Here is a 16,149-nt window from a genome sequence, read left to right as displayed (position 1 = left end):
GGAGAGCAGCGAAGAGCCAGCTCACTCCTTCATCACAAACATCGGGTTCCGATGGCTGTATTTATCATCTGCGTCGGCCCATGCGTTCCAATCGATCCGGATCGGAAGATTTTCATCGTGTGCATCCCAAACTGTAATCTCCCAGGTTGGGTGCATTGATCGGCAATGCCGGGCGTGCACCTCAGCATCGTGCCTGCCGTCGACATTGAACTGCAGGCCGAGCGCGGCGTCGCTGATGATGTCCGTCCACCAGAAGCGGACGCGCGTTGACGACCAATTCATGAACAGGCTTGTTTCGGTGAGGCCGACAAGTCCGTTCTCACCGGGGCGACGCGCCAGAACGATCGCACCGTTGAACTTTGGTCGTTTTCGCTTCCACGACAATATATTCATATTCGTCATTTGATTTCCGTTCATCGACGTAGCTCCGCTTTCGCGGGGCTCTGGCCCCGCGAAAGATGATTTCCAGTTTCGGTTTCGGATGCCGCCGCTCAATCAGCGGCCAGCTTTCTATATCAGGGTGCGGACTGCCCGCGCCCCGCAAGGATCGCCGCCAGTTCTCGACCCGCAATGCGGGACTGAGCGCCGTCGATGTAGTGCTTTTCGGTCATGGCGAATGACCGATGACCGAGGAGGTCCTTTGCTACCCGGATATTCTCGGGGTCGGCGACCGCTATGAAGGTGGCAGCAGCATTGCGGAAACGATGGGGACTTACAGAAAAACCTAGAGCCAGACTCGTCCATTTGATGATGCGCCTCCTGATCATCTTGTCCGTCATAGCGCGCCCTTCGTAGGGCCATAGGCTGTGATGGTGGTCTGCCCCTGGGAACTCGCAACGGATTTGCTGAAGAAAGATGTCCATGTAGCGGGAGAGGCGATCTGACAGCTCGTACTCTTGCGCCGTGTTGGTCTTGGTGAACTCCGGAGGAACCGTGAGGCACCATCGCTGACCGACCCGAATGACGTGCTCCCCGATCTGCAGGCGCGAGAAGGCGCCCCTGCGCATGGGAGCTTCCACCAGCGTTGCGATCAGCAGTCCATCACGATAACCGACGGCGCAGCTCTTCGTTAGGCGACCTAAAGCACTAGCCTTAGCCAGAGAACGATCCATCAACCGCAAGCCGATGGCGTTAAGTTCCGAGCTAAAGACTTGGGGATGCTTCATTGGCACCGCCGTTTTCCCAATCCGGCGAAAGATGCGGTATAGCCACTGCCAGTCACGATCCGGACAGAGCGCCCGGATCGTATAGAAGAGCCGTGCAACGGAATGCGCTATCGTCGTCTCTCGGCAGTTTTCACGCAGGTACCCAACGTATTCCTCAACCCGCAGTCGATCGACGCGCTCGCCGGGCGGGCGCTCAAGGGAATCGGGAAAGGCGTTGGAGAGGAAGCCTAGCCACAGACTGTAGCTGGCCTTCCTCCCGTATTTGGTTGATGGGGCCAGGGAAGACGACGGCCCACCGTCGAAGAGACCGACGCTTTCGAACGCACGCACGAAGAGTTGCCTGTCCTGCAAGGGCCAAGCTTCAAACGGCATGCCGCGGTTGAGGTGGCGTGTCACTGCTCCCTCGCTTTATTCTGGCGTGCGCCCTTGGCCTTGGCCAGGTTGGCATGGTGCTCGTGCAGCGCTTTGTCCAAGAGCGCGTGGTGGTGCCGCCCGGCGCGGCGGGTATCCAAACCCGCGTAGAAGGTGGCGGTCGTCTCCACCTTTTTGTGGCCAAGCAGGTGTTGGACCAGCACGTGCGCGCCCGGGCTGGAGTCCAAGATAAACTTGGCCGCCAGATGCCGGAACGCGTGTGGGTTCATGTGGATGCCGACATACTGTTTCAAATAGCGCTGCACGAGATAGCGTACCGCGGCGAAACCTTTGACGCTCCCATCGACATTCGAGAACAGGTGCTTCGGACGGTAGCCGATTACTGCCGGTGCGATGATATCGCGATACTCGATGAGCCGCATCGCGAGCCGCGGTGGAATGTCGAACTCGACGCTGGTGCCCGTTTTCGTCTCCTCTGCCGATAGGAGCAGAGTCGAACTCCCCCCTTCGCGCAGAAAAAGATGCTCTTCGAAGGCCAAGGCTGTCAGGTTGCCGAGGCGAACCGGCAGGAACATCAAGAGTTCAACCCCTAGGGCACCTTGAGCTTCAGCCAGCCGCCAGCCAGACCTTCTTTGGCTTGTCTGAACGTCCTGCCACATTCTGTCTGGCGCGGTCAGAAAGCGGTTGTGGAGCTGCGGATCATTGAACCGCATGACCAGCAACCTGTTTTTCCGACTCATCTCGAAAATCGGCTTAGGCAACCTGTCGGCCGCGGCCTTCAGTCTCGCCAAACTCTCTTGATCGACCTTGACCCAATCCCGCGCTATTTGGATCAAGTTCTGTGCCAGGAAGAAGTTCTCGTAGGAGGGTTGTCCTTTTACGGCTTCGTGTCGCGTGTCCATGATGCATTTGAACGCGTCGATGCTTATCAAATCGGCAAGGCTACGGATTGATGAGACATCTGTCCCCGCCTGCACCAACGTGCTGGCCGCCAGGTGGACTCTCTGGAAGTAAGTATCGAGAGTTGTTTGCTTCAGCCTCCTTTCGCGAGCATCATCGGCGAATACATCCTCGCCGTGAGCCCAAGCTGCGTAGTCTGCCCAATCTTGGGCGAAACTCTGTGGGAAGGTTTCCAACGAGACTCTGTTGCGGCGCAGCCGAGAAACCGGAACGTTGACCTTCTGCAGGCCTTTGTCGGGGAACATGTCCCCGATCAGGTTCCACGTCTTCGCCATGCCGCGACGCACGCGGTATTGGTTCGGACGCAGCGACGCTTGCGTCATATCGGCCATCACGCGCTCAATGACGTTGGAGTTAACCTCGTGTGGGGCAATGCCTGCACGGTTGCACCAGTTGACCAGCCGGGAGAGGCTGTTCTGCTGCGCTGGAAGCCTCAGTTTGTTCCAGAGCTCGGCCCATTCCGGTGACTTAGGGCGCCGCTTGGCGTGGTGTGCGAAAATGCCGGAAACGAGCTCGCTCTTTGCCAGCGCACTCAGGCACAGGCTTTTCACATTGGCAAATGTCTTGGGCCTGATCCCAAGCGCCGCCGGTTCCATCCGCCCGTAGAGGTCCCGAAGGTCAGCAACGCTGGCAGGTATGTTCTTGAGGTTCCGGCCGGACCATTTTTCGAGGCTGCGTAGGGCGGACTCGAATTCTTGGCGCTTCAGCAAAGGAATCCCTGGGTCGGACAGAACGGCCGTAAGCACCTGATCCATTTTCAGTGCCGGGGTGAAGATCATATTCATCGTACTAGCTCCTATTTTATGCGTTGACGAAGCAACAACCGGTTCCCGGCTGTTGCGGTTAGGAGCAGATTTCGGGAATACCTTCTTCTACGAAACACACGTAGTTGTATAAGAAGGTAACCCTCGTGGCTCAGACGGTGTGACAAGCAAATTGGCTTTGTCTATTTCCGTCCTCTCGACCCGAAGCATCGACTTCGAGACGCCGCCATTTGTCTCTGCTCATGCATACATAGAAGCGCATAACTCCAATCTGTACAAGGTACTCTTGCAATAACGGTTAATATTAAGGTTAATTCCTATCGTTAATTTCCCAGCTGTCTCAGTATACCTTGGACGATTTATTGAATCTTGCGTCAATATTACTAAGACAATAGGACGAGCCCCTGTGTGCCGTTAAAAAATCTCTCTCAAACGAGTGGTCATAAGAAAATGGAACCCCGTAAGACACTTTCCACATACGAGTTCGTAGAAAGGTCTCTAGGCACGCCGGGTGAACTGGCGGGCGTGCTCAGGCCCGTTGCTGCGATCCGCTTGTGTCACCAAAATCCAAGCCAGGGTACCGCTGCTGCGGCTTTTCATTGGGGCCAGAGACAAATTGCAAAGTCTTTATCGAATGTCGATGCGTCTTATTGCCAGGATGGCCTGGGATACCTATATAGATACGTCTATAGAATTGAACGTTATGTATAGAATTTCTTGATGCCGTTTTGAGATATAGATTGATAGTTGGATCGAGGTTTATATTGGTACCTCGCAATCTGCGAGGAGCTGAAGTCACTAGCGGAAAGCGCCTCAGAAGAGTTACTATATTGAAAAATTCGGCGATGAATCTTCAGGGTCCCCGGATCAGAATATCGTGCGACCGTACATCAGCCGAAGCTCGTGGCGAGCAGATCCCTAACCAGAGCAGAGATTTGACACTTTCCGGTCAATCCCGAAGGCTCACCTCAATCGACGCTTCTGCCCCCAACGGCGACCCCTTTCTCGATGAAAGCGCAATTCGGACAGGTTGTGCGAACAACCCCCACTGTTCGTAGGCGATGTGATTTGCACAATGCTAATGCGCCGTTTCCGGTGGGACGGCATTTGGCGCGTCGGTCACTACGGCATTTGCAAGTGAGGGGGTAAATGCCGCCATGAGAGATTTGTGGGTCAGCATGTTCGAGGAAGGCCATTGAATATCGTGACGCCGACGAGTCAATTCACAGCGCCACCGGTGGTCAGACCACACGTACACTTCGCCGTAGGCACTAGCGTCGCGCCAGTCCGTCAACCCCAATCCGTCGGAATGCTCGCCAATCCAAACCTCCAACGGCCAAGCCGAATAAGGGACGTTCATTGAGATTAGTAATATCGGCTTTGCAAACTCATAGAGCGTGATTGCCATTATTGAAACTCGAAGAAGGATTCTCAGGGCCCCCGGCGGCTCGAATCGAATTCGCTACTAGCTCGTGGATGCGATTGCGGAGTCGCAGTTCGAAGCCCATTGCCCTTCCATCCAGAGTAGACCCGATGAAGAGCATTGTTTGACCCGTTCCTGACCTTTAAGCTCTGCGCCTTAGACGTCCGCAGTTGCAGCAACTACGGCCATCGCGATTGGCATTCCGCTGTCTTTCGGTCGCGTAGGTCGTTCTCGACAAACAGGAGCCAGGCGGCTCGGAAATACGAAATACGCGCCGCCGCGCAGAGGAACGGTAGAGCATCACCGCCGTCCGGCCAGAGGAACAAAGGCCCGTTAAACGCACTCGCGCTTCTACCATGGCTGAATGAACTCCGGCGGAAACCTGATGGTCAGGTGTAGAGCTCAAGGTCGCTGAATTCTGGAAATGCCGATCGCTGTTCCTTTCGGTCTTGGCCAGAAGCGAAACTGCGTGACTGCTCCGATCCGAAAATGTCGCGCGCCTTCTTGACCAGCCGCTGGCCATCTGAGGGAACTAGGTCGGGACTTGTCCGACACTGCCGCTCGAATTGGGCGAGGAGGTTGCCAGCGTCGTTATATTGCGCACCATCAAACGCTTTTTTCATAGCCTCCCAAGTGACTTTGAGGTCAGGAATAAGCATCCAGTCTGGGCGCTGCAAACCCATCTCAATGGCGAAGATGAAGTAAGGGAAGGCACCAAATGATCCACCGCTTTCGTGGATCAGGCGGAAGTCGTGTGGGTCGACTCTAAGGTGGTCGAGTACGACAGCACCCTTTGGTGCGCGCATTGCAAGGTAGTAGCCAGCCTCGAGAGTCGTAAACTCCCTCTCGTATCCGATCTCGAGTTGGCTGGCGTTTGCAGTTCCAAAGAGAAGATCCGCGCCTTTGCGCAGCGGTTCTATGTAGGGTTTCGCGGCAGCTAGGAACGCCACCCCGGCAGTGTCGGCAAGGCTCGTCAAAAGCTCAAGATAGGGAGCAGCCAAATCGGCCGCCTTAACCGAGAACAGCGCGATTGTGAGGTCGAGCTGGCCGCGATACGGAAAAGGTCCTAAAAGCACCCTATCAATCGAGACTATTCTGTCGATCTCCGCAGGATTGAGCTCCTTCATGTTTGCCGGAGTAAGAACTGTTTGATGTTCAATGCGGCCCTGCGCCTCATGTAGGAATGTTACTCGACTGTTAATGCAACTATGGAAGTTGCTGGTCCATCGACGAACATCGACAATACGCGCCGCTTTGATACGGATTGTGATGTAGTTGGTGTCGGGTTCAACGAGTACGGGTCGAGGCGCACCGTGCTTTTCACTGAGGGGCGCAATGATAAAGTCTTCTGCTCTCTCTCGTGCCACCTGTTTCAGCCAGTCCATAATATGCATTGAAGAACCTCTGAAATGATGAGGATGGTCAAATTCTTGTTATATTTTATTTCAAATCCCTCTCAAGTCGTTTCGCAAGCTCGACAAGGTCATGTCCCGAAAATGTGGCAACACTGTATGGGATACTGGAGCCATCCGCGGAACGGATCTTGGATGCCTCCATGAAGGCGGCTTCGGCCTCCTCGAAGTGGAGTTGCGCTCCCGCGACATCGGAAAGCCCGTCATAGACCAAGGCCATGTTCGCGCGATCTCCAAGAGCGATGTAAATTTCCAGCGCCTTTTTGAAGAGGGTTTCAGCGTCCTTGAGGCGGCGCTGATCGTTCGATACTAACGAAGCATGGGTTCGATAGACATTAGCGACTGCGTAGCGATCCCCCATGGCCACAAAGGTCTCCAGCGCCTTTTTCAAGGTCTCCTCAGCCTCCATAAGGCGACCTTGCCCTCGTGCCATTACCACCGCTAGATCCTGGTAGGTGACTGCGGCGGCGTGTCGATCGTTGGCTGCGACGTACATTTCGATCGCTTTCTTCATTGCCGCCTCGGCCTCTTCAAAGCGGTGCCGCATGTACGCCAATGAGCCAAGTTCTTTGTAAGTGCCAGCCGCGAGATGGCGATCGCCAAAGGAAATGTGGATCTCTAGCGCCTTCTTGTAGTGAACCTCGGCTTCGTCAAGGCGTAGCCGATCGACCGCTATCCCGCCCAAATTGTGATATGTGCGGCCGGCGGCGTGTAGATCTTCGAAGGCGACGTAGATCTCCAGAGCGTTTCTATATGCAATCTCAGCTTCATCGAAACGCTGCATGTTATGTGCAACACTGCCTAGCGTGTGATAAGTATTGGCGGCGCTGTATTGATCATCTACCGCAAGCTTGAACTCAAGCGCCTTGTTTAACACTGTCTCGGCGTCCTCAAAGCGACGCTGCTCCAGCAACAGCATACCCAACTGGTGGTAGGTTTTGGCGGCGCTGCCTTGATCGCGGAGCGCCAGCTTAGCCGTGATCGCCTGATCATAGGCGAGCCTGGCCTCCTCGTAGCGGCGTTGTCCCTGCGCCACCAGCCCTAGTTGGTGATAAATACGGGCGCGGCCCAAAGTCGGGTTATGGGGATCTTCGGTTTTATCAAGAGTTGCCAAGAGCTTTTCAAAACTCGTCCTGGCACCATCGAACTCCCTTATGGACAGTTTGCTGCAGCCAAGTTGATAAAGTGCGTTGCGGCAAAGGGCCAGGCGCTGAATCGTATCGGCTTCAGGTGGCAGGCGATCGAGTTGCCCGAGCAACCATTCACTGAGTTCAATAACCCCCCGGTTGTCCTCGAGATCATGAAGATGTTGGCACATCACGTCATAGCACCAACTAGACGGCGCTTGTTGTTGCTCGAAAGCGAGGCGGAGGGCGGCGCTGAGATTAGCGTACTCTCGGTCAACCAAGATCCTCGAAAACCGTCGATCAACATCGCTCTTGGATGTCTGAAGTTCGGACATGTTTCTAGCGAAGGCGTGATAAAGCGAGCTAAAGCTACGCTGGATGGCAGTGCGCTGGTCTGCGTCGTCCGCGAGGGACAAGCGGCGTGCGAGAAACCAACTGAGTGTTGGTTGTGGTCGCAACAGACTCTTGTCGGTTGCATCGTACTGAATGAGACCGAGCTCACGTGTGGCCTCAAGTACATCACCCAAGCGCTCAAGCGGCAACCCGATGAGAGCCGGCTCCTTGGCCAGTTGAGTCTTGTAAAAGTCAACTAGCTTTGCATCGATGATCCCCGTGAAGGGAGAGATGCATGTAAGAAGGACCTGGGCCTCATGATCGAGATGACCGTAGCTGTAGTCGATGCACGCGACCAGATTGTGCGTCCGCGCTGATGCAAGATCGGAATTGGGCTCGTTGTCGAAGTCGGTCAAGCCCTTGCGCAGATCGTCAAGTACCTCGGCAGGCGTCTTCACATCGAGATGTGACAGTACAACTTGGATGGCCAGCGGGTAGCCTGCGAGGAGCGCCATCAGATCCTTAAATGCATCCTCCTGGCGTCGGTGTTGGGCGCCGACGCGGCGCAGCACAGCATCCGCCAGGTCGGAAGCTGCCTCGTGGTCGAGGCCACCAAGGCGAAAAATATTGTCGCGGAAGGTGCCAGGGGCAAGCCAGTTCTCCTCACCCCGCGAACCAAAGAGGACCAGCGTCGCCCCGCCGGAGAGCGCGCCGAGAAAGCTCCGAAGCTCCTGGCGTGCCGTCTCGTCCAGACTGTGCGGGATCGCCAGTGGTGCCGCCGTAACACTCTCCAAATTGTCGAAGATGAGAAGGTGACGCTTAGCACGAAGTGCGGTAGCCACAGCGTTTTCCTGCACTGCTTCGCTCATCGTGTCGAAGGTTCGCGCCGCGTCCGCCGGGAGTACACTCAGCGCTAGCTGTCTGAGGATCTGCGACCGGGTCCAGGCGCGTTCGTCCCAGCCGAAATAGAAGCTGCGCGCAACCAAGCCGGTGAATTCCCACCAGTGCGCCAGATGTTTTAGAAGCGTCGACTTGCCGCTGCCGCCCATGCCTTGAACAAGCAGTAGGTTGCGAGATGTCAATAGAGATGTCTCGATCTGCAATACTTCGAGATCACGGCCGACAAAACCGTACTCGAGCTCGGGTTCGGGCGACCGACACGCCTTTCCTCTGTACCAAAGCTCGGCTTCGCTGGGTGTAAAGTCTCGGAAAGCCAGCCTAGGCTCGCGGTTCTGATAAACTACCGGCAAAAGCCAGTCCTCAAGCTCGATCATCTCGTTAAATGCGGCGCGCCGGGTCTTGGAAGCCTGAAGGCCACGGCGGCTTGCGAGGACCGCCGCGCTGACAGGGCGGCCGGCAAACAACTCGCCATAGAGGACTGGGATGATTCGCTCAGCAGCGCTAACCGTTACCGACCAGGCCATGGCCAAAACGCATTGCGTTCCAGCCTCGAGGAGGCGCGCCGCAAGACTGCTCTCCTCTACCCCGATCTGCTTGCCTGACTGGCACGCATTAAGAATGGCGATGGGGATCTTGTGCTTGATCAAAAGCGACGTAAGTTCGCTCGCCTCGGCGAGGCCGGAAGAATCGCCAGGTGCTGGCTCAAAGCTCAAGAAGGCTTTCACGCCGTCATAGCGAGGAATGTTGCCGCGGCCCCAGCGGCTTCCAAAAGTCAACCCATCAGCTGGCACGGGCGCCGTTTGCCGCTTCTCGAATTCGGCATGGGTCAGAAGCCCGCCATGTAGGTCGAAGTGGATAGCGTGATAGAAACCAGTTCCGCAATCCCTAGTCGTGGCCTCCAGCTCCTGTGCGAGCGCCTGCCATGTTCCTGGTCGTACTAGATTAACCTCGACCCGCAATTGCGCTTGGCGCAGCGCTTCAACAAGCGGTCGAGTTATGGTCCGGTAGCCGACATCGTACGCTCCAGCAGGCCGGGCTGTCACTACAAGCAGGTTTAGCGTGGGCGAATCGCGGACTCTCGCCTCGACCGGCGGAGGCGCTGCGGAGCCCCGTCGGATGATCGGCGCGTCAAGCGCGAAAGGGCGCGGCAGCCGCGGATCCTTGAGCGCCTCCCAATGCAGTGCCTGGAAAGAGGGCGAGCCAATAATAGCAATGGCAAATCGGTCCGGATAGGCACGCGCCTTGAGCATCCCATAGGCCTCACGCACAGCATCGCCGGTGACAATTTGTTGGAACAATGCCTCGCCATAGTTGTTGATGCTTTCTCCGACGAGCCGCGCCCGCACACTATCCGTGAATGGAAAACGTAGATGTTCCTCGAAGTACCAATCGAGCTCCGCCTCCTGATGAACATCGAACGGAGGAGCAATCGTGACTGGATGATCGTAGCCGTCTATCCTAAGCACCGCGCCATTGGCTCGGCTTAAGTCCTCTCTTATCTCGATCAGTTCCATTGCTAGTCTCCAGGAAAATAGGCGACAGAAAGAACTAAGTTCCTAAGAGCCGCCGTTCGCACTCTGAACCGTAACGTCCCCCTTGGTTCGAACAACTCGCAGGAGTCGCCAAGTACGAAAGCGGATGTCTACGCTAGCCCGGCAGCGCTCGCCCCCTCCCGAATGGCAGCAAGCGCAGGCGGATTCGTCACAGGAAACGTCCGGATAAAACCATCCACGCTGAACCCGCGAAAGTTTCGGCTGAGGCTACCCGCGATCTTCCTGGCTGCATCCATTTCGGCGAGCATGGCATGCGCCATTGCACGGAACAGCAGGGTGATCGGCGATCCCGTCGGGGCCAGTTCAAGTGCGGACAGGCACTCTCTATGCCGCCCGACAACAAAACTGCATCGTCCCAGGATGATATATTTGCAGGAGTTGCGCGGATTGAGACTAAGCGCTCGTTTTGCCAGTTCGTATGCCAGATCAGGATCGCCTACAACGAGCGTTCGGCTTCCCGCGAGCATGGCCAGCGTATCGGCGTCGTTCGGCGCTGCCGCCAAGGCACAGGCCTGCTCTTCCGCCGCACCGTCAATATCTCCTTGCAGGGCGAGAAGTTCGCCCACGCAAAGCCGGATGTAGCTATCAGAAGGATCCAGTGCCAGTGCCTGATGCAGGCATGATTTCCAAAGCTCTATCGAGGTCGATGGGTCATTGGTGTACCCATTGCATGCCTCCATCGCATGCGCATCTCCCAATATAGCCCAAGCCCTTGCAAGGCCTGCATCCAGTCCGACCGCTCTAGACAGAAGCCCGATAGCTCTCCGGTTTGCGTCACGGTTGAACTTGACGCTCTCCGTTGCCCCAAGCAGATAACAATCATAAGCAGATAGCTCAACGGGTGGTCTTCTTCGGCTCGTTTCCCGGCGATGGCGGGCGACTTTGCCATCAACGCCAGCGATGGCATTGATCACGCTGTCGATGACGTTGTCCTGGCTGGAGAACAGGTTTTCCATAGCTAGGTCATATCGTGCGGCCCAGAGAGCAATTCCTTGCCGACTCTCGACAAGGCGGACACTGATTCGTACCTGATGTGTGGTTGCTTGCACGCTCCCATCCAAGACGTAGTCAGCCGGCAACGGCTGCCCGTCCGACGCTAGTTGCCTTGCTGAAACTGCCCACCCGCCATCGACAACGCTGAGGTCGGAGTATCGGGCAAGATCCACGATTAGGTCGGTCGAAAGACCGTGGGCAAGACGCGTCCAGGGGTCATCCGCGCTCAGGTTCTCGAAGGGAAGCACCAACAACACAGGCCGGTCGCGGGCACCAGGCCCGTCAGTATCGGGGGGTCGGCCACTGGCCGAATGTAACGCTGCGATCAAGTTAGCGAGCGCCACCTTGTTGTGGATGCCCAACTTGCGATAAATCGCTGAAAGATGCGTGCGGACGGTAGTCGGTGCAATGAACAAGGACCCGCTGATCTGGCGGTAGCTCATTCCCTGCGCAAACTTGGTTGCGACCAGGCGCTCTCGATCTGAGAGTTGCGATATCCTGCCGACAAGTGGGTTGTCGTCAAGCACTGGCACTTCTCCGTCTGCGGCCGAGCGTCTCTCCGTTCCTCATCAAATTACTACAACTGCGACTGTGAGAATACAGCATTTGCTGGATTCCGCTCTGGGCAGCCCGGGCCCATCTTAAGCAACCGCTAGCCCTGGTGTCTCAACAGCGTGTTCGGGAGGAAGCGATGAGAACGTCGTCCTTCGTGCTGGCCGCACTCGTGCTCACTGCCGCGGCCACGCCGAGCGTGTCAGAGGATACAACCCCCAGGCCAAAAACGATCTCGGAAGATGCTCTGAGACTTGCCAGTGCCGAGGCATATTTTGCTCTTCTCCGTCGGGCGCAGGCCAATGGTTGGCGCTACTCATTGATCGCCACTCAGAAAGGTCAAATACGCCACTTCGAGGAACTGAAATTACAACTCCTCGATCGAGGCTATACGATTATCTCTGGCCAACCAAGGCGCTTTCAACGCTGTTTCGCAAGTTCGCATGCCACCACAGCGGTTGAAGAATGTCCTCTCCAACCTCATGTGCAGACCCTTGTCAGACCGCAATTGAACGACTGAAACGAGTCGACACCGGTCGGAACGCGAAGGGCGGCTCTAGAGAAGCGCCGGGAAGGTCGGCAATTGGCGCGACCGAGCCGGCCGAAGAATTCGGTTCTGCCGTACAGCCACGGAGGGTTCTACGTCGCGGTTGGGTGGTGATGCGCAAGGCGATCGCCTGGGCCTCCATCGACAAGGACGGATCGCCTCAACAGCAGATGACGCAGGCGCCTAATCTCGTCTCGCGACAGGGCAGCGATCCACATGTCGTCTACGACAAAGCAAATGCCGATGGGATTGTCCTTGAGAACCTGGGCACTGAGCGCCTCTGGCTTGCGCTCAAGCCGATCTGGCCAGAAGATCGCCCGCACCTATCGATCGCCGAAATCGCCGATTGGTTTGCGGCTTATGTCTATCTGCCAAAGGTGCGCGATAGGTCGTACTGGAGGGCTCGATTCGCGATGCCGTTGCGAAAATTCGATCCACAGTTCGGTTATGCCGATGGCTTCGACGAGGGGACGGGAAAGTACCATAAGCTAATCTGGGCCAAAAACCTCCCGAATTCCTCCTCCGACGGCGATGATCGTCCGTGAAGCCGAGGCGCAGAAGCAACTAAAGGACGAAGGCGTGGCGGTGCCGCAGCCAGAGCCAGGGTCATTGCCTGGTTGTCCGCCCCAGCCGGGCGGTCTCGATCCTCGCGTGACGCCATCGTCCGCGCCGAGCAAGCCTCGCTTCTATGGCTCTGTCGAGCTCGATATGTCCTGTCAAATCGTTCGACGCGATCCTCAACGCTGTGGTGATGGAGCTTCAGCCACACACAGTGCGAAAGTGAAGCTGACGCTCGAAATCGTAGCGGAAGCCAGCGATGGATTTGCCGATGGCAAAGTTAGCGTCGTTCGCGACAACGCACGGCAGCTCAAATTCAAGTCAGAATCGACCGGTTTTGAAGAGTGATCGTTCTATTCGGCCATTCGACATGCCAACGCTTTGCCTGTAACAGAATCTGTGATAGTCGAGTCCTTGACTGTGGCTAAGTTGATTAGCAAAATCAGCAGGTTATGGTGTCACCAAATTTAGAGGTGTGAGTCCTCTTCTGGGCACCAATCCCTTTGTAAGCTCTTGATTTCCTGGAAACCTTAGGTTTCCGGGTCATCAGCTGTTACACAAAGGTGCTGTCGCCTTGCGAATGACCTCACCCAACAAGGCGTTCTGATACGCCCCCTGGTTCGTAAGGCGCATGCCTGCGGACATCTCTGAGGTTGGCGCGCGGCGGCCGCGGTTGTGAGCATCTTCCCATACGGAATGTCATCGAGTAGCGTGCAGGGGCGGCATGTGACGGCGCTCTCCTTGGCGAATGCACTGCTGCACCTTCAGCAGCTGCCGTCAGAAGATGGGGCTGGTGTCACAACCCGGTGCTTGCCGTGACAGATTGTTCTCGTCCCGGTTCTTTTCGGCACCGAAACGAGGGGAAAGAAATGCACAACCGATTTCGGCGGTGCCTGCGGAGAATGTCGCTGGCGGCATTGACGATGCTGGCGGTTCCGGTCCACGCGGCTGATCTCGTCATTGCAATGCCGAACTGGCCGTCGGGCCAGGCGACGGCAAACATTCTCAAGGTCAGCCTGAAGCAACATTTCGGGCTCGATGCCGATGTGCGCGAGATGGGGACGCTCATTGCCTTTGCCGGCCTCGATTCGGGCGAGGTGGATATTCATCCCGAAATCTGGCTGCCCAACCTAGACAATCTGGTGAAGAAGTATGTCGACGGCGCGGGCACGGTAGCCATCAGTCCCATCGGTGTGCCGGCATGGCAGGGCATATGCGCCACCCGCGAAACTGCCGACAAATTTGGCATCCGCGACATTTCGGATCTCACCGACCCGCGCAAAACCGCCGCGTTGGACACGGATCGGGACGGACGCGGAGAACTCTGGATTGGCGCCGAGGGTTGGTCCTCGACGGCGATCGAGCGTGTCCGCGCCAACAGCTATGGCTACGCCGAGACAATGACATTGCTGGAGACGCCGGAGGATGTCGGAATGGCGGCTGTCGATGCCGCGGTTGCCACGGCTCATCCGATGGTGTTTGCCTGCTATGCGCCGCATCACGTGTTTGAACTGCACGAAATTGTCCGGCTTGCCGAGCCGCCTTTTGACCCGGCAAAGTGGAAGATCGTGCTGCCTTCCGAGGACCCGCTCTGGGTCTCGAAGTCCAGCGCGCCGGTGTCATGGGATACGGCACATTTCCACATCGCTTACGCCACCTCGCTGCGCAAGAAATATCCTGAGGTGGTCGCGTTCCTGGAACGGGTCGCCCTCAAGTCCGAGGACGCCACCAAGATGAGTTATGCGCTCCAGGTGGAGCGCCAGGATCCTTACGAGTACGCCAAACAATGGGTCGCCGCGCAGGGCGCTCGGGTGCAAGGGTGGGCAAATCCATGACCGGAAAGCTGACGATCGCGGGACGCACCGCTCTCCAGCGGCGCTGCCTGACGGCAATTGTCGCGGTAGCGCTCGGTCTTGTCGCGGTGGCGGCGCTGGCTGCCGGAACCCAGGTTTTCGATCCGAAAACCCGCAAATGGGTGGACTATGACCGCGCCAAGGCGCGCAAATACTATGCCGCGCATAATCAAGTGCCAGAGGCGTTTCGCCCGCAGATGGTCAAGTTCCGCACCGCGGAAGCGCCCGGTACGATCATCATCGACGGCAACCAGCATTTTCTCTACCTTGTGCAGCCGGGTCAGCGCGCCATGCGCTACGGGATTGGCGTCGGCCGGGAAGGCTTTGGATGGGCCGGAATCGTGCGCGTCGGCCGCATGGCGGAATGGCCGACCTGGACGCCGCCGGCCGAAATGGTCGCTCGCGATCCGAATGCTGTCAAACATGCGGGAGGCATGCCGGGAGGGCCCGACAACCCGCTCGGCGCCAGGGCGCTCTATCTGTATGAGCGCGACCAGGACACGATCTACCGGATACACGGTACGCCGGAGCCGTGGACGATCGGGCTCGACGTATCATCAGGCTGCATCCGGATGCGGAACGACGACATCACCGACCTGGCATCGCGCGTCAAGGTTGGGGCCAAGGTCATCGTTCTCATGCAGGGGGCGGCACTTTACAAGGGCGTTTGAAGCCGGGGTGTTTGAAGCCGGGGTGTGTGAAGCGGCATTCGGAGAGGGACAAGCAATGTCGGCAAAACCTGCAGTGAGAACTTCGATCCGGGCAACAGCAATTGGGTTCCTGGCGGGGGCCTTGAGCGCGTGCGTCAGCACGCCGCCGCCGCCGCCTCAGGACCAGATGTCCAGGACCCAGGTCGAGACGGCCCCGGCCGACCTTCAGCTGCTTTGCGCCGACGCAGCCGCCAAGGCGAGCGGTGCCGACAGCAGCAAAATACTTCCGGTTTCGTCGAGCAAGATCGATTCCACAACCTATCGGGTCGAACTCGATGCCAGCGGCAAGAAGACAAGCTGCCTTGTCGATACCGAAGGCAATGTCAAATCCGTTCAGCCCACCTGATCCGCTCTGGTCGAAGGATTTTGCGGCGATCTGACGATTGCCGTGAACGTGGCGTCGGCTTCGGACGTGACGATTGGTGGCGACCAGCCGCGGCGAGGTTCAGACACTAGGAGAAAAAGCCCGGCCGACGGCAGCGTGTCTCAACCCAGCGGCATCATCGCGATTGGCAGGTTCGGGCATTCGCTGTACCATTCCTGCGCCGGTCGGCGAAATTGCGCGTTCCGGCAACGGAGAAACGTCCATGTTACGATCAATTTCGCTCGCGGTTTTCCTGGCGGTCGTTCCTGCGGCAGCCTTTGCAAATTCATGCCCGACCATCATGGCCGCGATCGACGCGGCGTTGCCGACCGCGACGCTGGCCGAGGCCGACATGAACAAAGTCAAGGAACTGCGCGCCCAAGGCGAGAAATTGCACGCCGCCGGCGATCATGCAGGGTCGGAGACTGCGCTCAACCAAGCCAAGTCGATGCTCGGCATATAAATGCTCCCCCTTCTCCCCCTGTGAGGGCTTTGCACAGAATCGGATTGGTGATTCCGTGGGCAAGGAAGAGAGGGAGATGATTCGGATGATCGATCGTGT

General features: G+C 57.3%; 14 protein-coding genes. 7 read left to right on the top strand and 7 right to left on the bottom strand.

Annotated elements, in window-relative coordinates; all coding sequences use genetic code 11:
- Positions 1-21 precede the first annotated feature (21 nt).
- From AC0L17_RS00070 to AC0L17_RS00040, 7 genes are all read right to left on the bottom strand, one after another.
- Entirely contained in the window at positions 22-417 is a 396-nt protein-coding gene (locus tag AC0L17_RS00070; protein ID WP_473514292.1) for a hypothetical protein, read from the bottom strand.
- A gap of 98 nt (positions 418-515) precedes the next feature.
- Positions 516-1,562, bottom strand: a complete 1,047-nt coding sequence (locus tag AC0L17_RS00065) for a tyrosine-type recombinase/integrase (RefSeq protein WP_473514291.1) — start codon at positions 1,560-1,562, stop codon at positions 516-518.
- Positions 1,559-3,283, bottom strand: a complete 1,725-nt coding sequence (locus tag AC0L17_RS00060) for a hypothetical protein (RefSeq protein WP_473514290.1) — start codon at positions 3,281-3,283, stop codon at positions 1,559-1,561. Before AC0L17_RS00060 ends, AC0L17_RS00065 begins: the two co-directional genes overlap by 4 nt.
- A 1,057-nt stretch (positions 3,284-4,340) precedes the next feature.
- The gene (locus tag AC0L17_RS00055) at positions 4,341-4,670 is read right to left on the bottom strand and encodes a hypothetical protein (protein WP_473514289.1); all 330 of its coding nucleotides are present in this window, start codon (positions 4,668-4,670) and stop codon (positions 4,341-4,343) included.
- 404 nt (positions 4,671-5,074) lie between these two features.
- A complete protein-coding gene (locus AC0L17_RS00050; protein ID WP_473514288.1) occupies positions 5,075-6,079 on the bottom strand; it encodes a hypothetical protein in 1,005 nt (334 codons plus the stop codon).
- Between the two features lie 46 nt (positions 6,080-6,125).
- Positions 6,126-9,971 carry a tetratricopeptide repeat protein gene (locus tag AC0L17_RS00045; RefSeq protein ID WP_473514287.1) on the bottom strand — a complete coding sequence of 1,282 codons (3,846 nt, stop codon included), beginning with the start codon at positions 9,969-9,971 and terminating at the stop codon, positions 6,126-6,128.
- A 128-nt stretch (positions 9,972-10,099) separates the two neighbouring features.
- The gene (locus AC0L17_RS00040; RefSeq protein ID WP_473514286.1) at positions 10,100-11,530 is read right to left on the bottom strand and encodes a LuxR C-terminal-related transcriptional regulator; all 1,431 of its coding nucleotides are present in this window, start codon (positions 11,528-11,530) and stop codon (positions 10,100-10,102) included.
- 164 nt (positions 11,531-11,694) lie between these two features.
- On the opposite strand from AC0L17_RS00040, the gene AC0L17_RS00035 reads away from it, so the two are divergent.
- The 7 genes from AC0L17_RS00035 to AC0L17_RS00005 all read left to right on the top strand — a co-directional run bounded on the left by AC0L17_RS00035 (position 11,695) and on the right by AC0L17_RS00005 (position 16,050).
- Positions 11,695-12,075 (top strand): hypothetical protein, encoded by a 381-nt coding sequence (locus AC0L17_RS00035; protein ID WP_473514285.1) that lies wholly within the window; start codon positions 11,695-11,697, stop codon positions 12,073-12,075.
- 140 nt (positions 12,076-12,215) lie between these two features.
- Positions 12,216-12,647 carry a hypothetical protein gene (locus tag AC0L17_RS00030; protein ID WP_473514284.1) on the top strand — a complete coding sequence of 144 codons (432 nt, stop codon included), beginning with the start codon at positions 12,216-12,218 and terminating at the stop codon, positions 12,645-12,647.
- Positions 12,634-13,008: a hypothetical protein gene (locus AC0L17_RS00025; RefSeq protein ID WP_473514283.1), complete on the top strand. Its 375-nt coding sequence runs from the start codon at positions 12,634-12,636 to the stop codon at positions 13,006-13,008. Before AC0L17_RS00030 ends, AC0L17_RS00025 begins: the two co-directional genes overlap by 14 nt.
- A 521-nt stretch (positions 13,009-13,529) precedes the next feature.
- Positions 13,530-14,495 (top strand): ABC transporter substrate-binding protein, encoded by a 966-nt coding sequence (locus AC0L17_RS00020; protein ID WP_473514282.1) that lies wholly within the window; start codon positions 13,530-13,532, stop codon positions 14,493-14,495.
- Positions 14,492-15,184, top strand: a complete 693-nt coding sequence (locus AC0L17_RS00015) for a L,D-transpeptidase (protein ID WP_287065731.1) — start codon at positions 14,492-14,494, stop codon at positions 15,182-15,184. The genes AC0L17_RS00020 and AC0L17_RS00015 overlap by 4 nt, the downstream gene beginning before the upstream one ends.
- 166 nt (positions 15,185-15,350) lie before the next feature.
- Positions 15,351-15,569, top strand: a complete 219-nt coding sequence (locus AC0L17_RS00010) for a hypothetical protein (protein ID WP_036263676.1) — start codon at positions 15,351-15,353, stop codon at positions 15,567-15,569.
- A gap of 241 nt (positions 15,570-15,810) precedes the next feature.
- Positions 15,811-16,050 (top strand): hypothetical protein, encoded by a 240-nt coding sequence (locus tag AC0L17_RS00005; protein ID WP_473514593.1) that lies wholly within the window; start codon positions 15,811-15,813, stop codon positions 16,048-16,050.
- The last annotated feature ends 99 nt before the right edge of the window (positions 16,051-16,149 follow it).

The sequence above is a fragment of the Mesorhizobium sp. WSM4829 genome (genome assembly GCF_055811475.1).
This window is presented reverse-complemented; position numbering and strand designations above follow the sequence as displayed.

What these genes read in the sequence shown, in the direction of transcription:
- AC0L17_RS00070 (WP_473514292.1), bottom strand. Translation starts at nt 417, where the DNA reads ATGAACGGAAATCAAATGACGAATATGAATATATTGTCGTGGAAGCGA.
- AC0L17_RS00060 (WP_473514290.1), bottom strand. Translation starts at nt 3,283, where the DNA reads ATGAATATGATCTTCACCCCGGCACTGAAAATGGATCAGGTGCTTACG.
- AC0L17_RS00055 (WP_473514289.1), bottom strand. Translation starts at nt 4,670, where the DNA reads ATGGCAATCACGCTCTATGAGTTTGCAAAGCCGATATTACTAATCTCA.
- AC0L17_RS00050 (WP_473514288.1), bottom strand. Translation starts at nt 6,079, where the DNA reads ATGCATATTATGGACTGGCTGAAACAGGTGGCACGAGAGAGAGCAGAA.
- AC0L17_RS00045 (WP_473514287.1), bottom strand. Translation starts at nt 9,971, where the DNA reads ATGGAACTGATCGAGATAAGAGAGGACTTAAGCCGAGCCAATGGCGCG.
- AC0L17_RS00035 (WP_473514285.1), top strand. Translation starts at nt 11,695, where the DNA reads ATGAGAACGTCGTCCTTCGTGCTGGCCGCACTCGTGCTCACTGCCGCG.
- AC0L17_RS00030 (WP_473514284.1), top strand. Translation starts at nt 12,216, where the DNA reads ATGCGCAAGGCGATCGCCTGGGCCTCCATCGACAAGGACGGATCGCCT.
- AC0L17_RS00025 (WP_473514283.1), top strand. Translation starts at nt 12,634, where the DNA reads ATGATCGTCCGTGAAGCCGAGGCGCAGAAGCAACTAAAGGACGAAGGC.
- AC0L17_RS00020 (WP_473514282.1), top strand. Translation starts at nt 13,530, where the DNA reads ATGCACAACCGATTTCGGCGGTGCCTGCGGAGAATGTCGCTGGCGGCA.
- AC0L17_RS00015 (WP_287065731.1), top strand. Translation starts at nt 14,492, where the DNA reads ATGACCGGAAAGCTGACGATCGCGGGACGCACCGCTCTCCAGCGGCGC.
- AC0L17_RS00010 (WP_036263676.1), top strand. Translation starts at nt 15,351, where the DNA reads ATGTCCAGGACCCAGGTCGAGACGGCCCCGGCCGACCTTCAGCTGCTT.
- AC0L17_RS00005 (WP_473514593.1), top strand. Translation starts at nt 15,811, where the DNA reads ATGTTACGATCAATTTCGCTCGCGGTTTTCCTGGCGGTCGTTCCTGCG.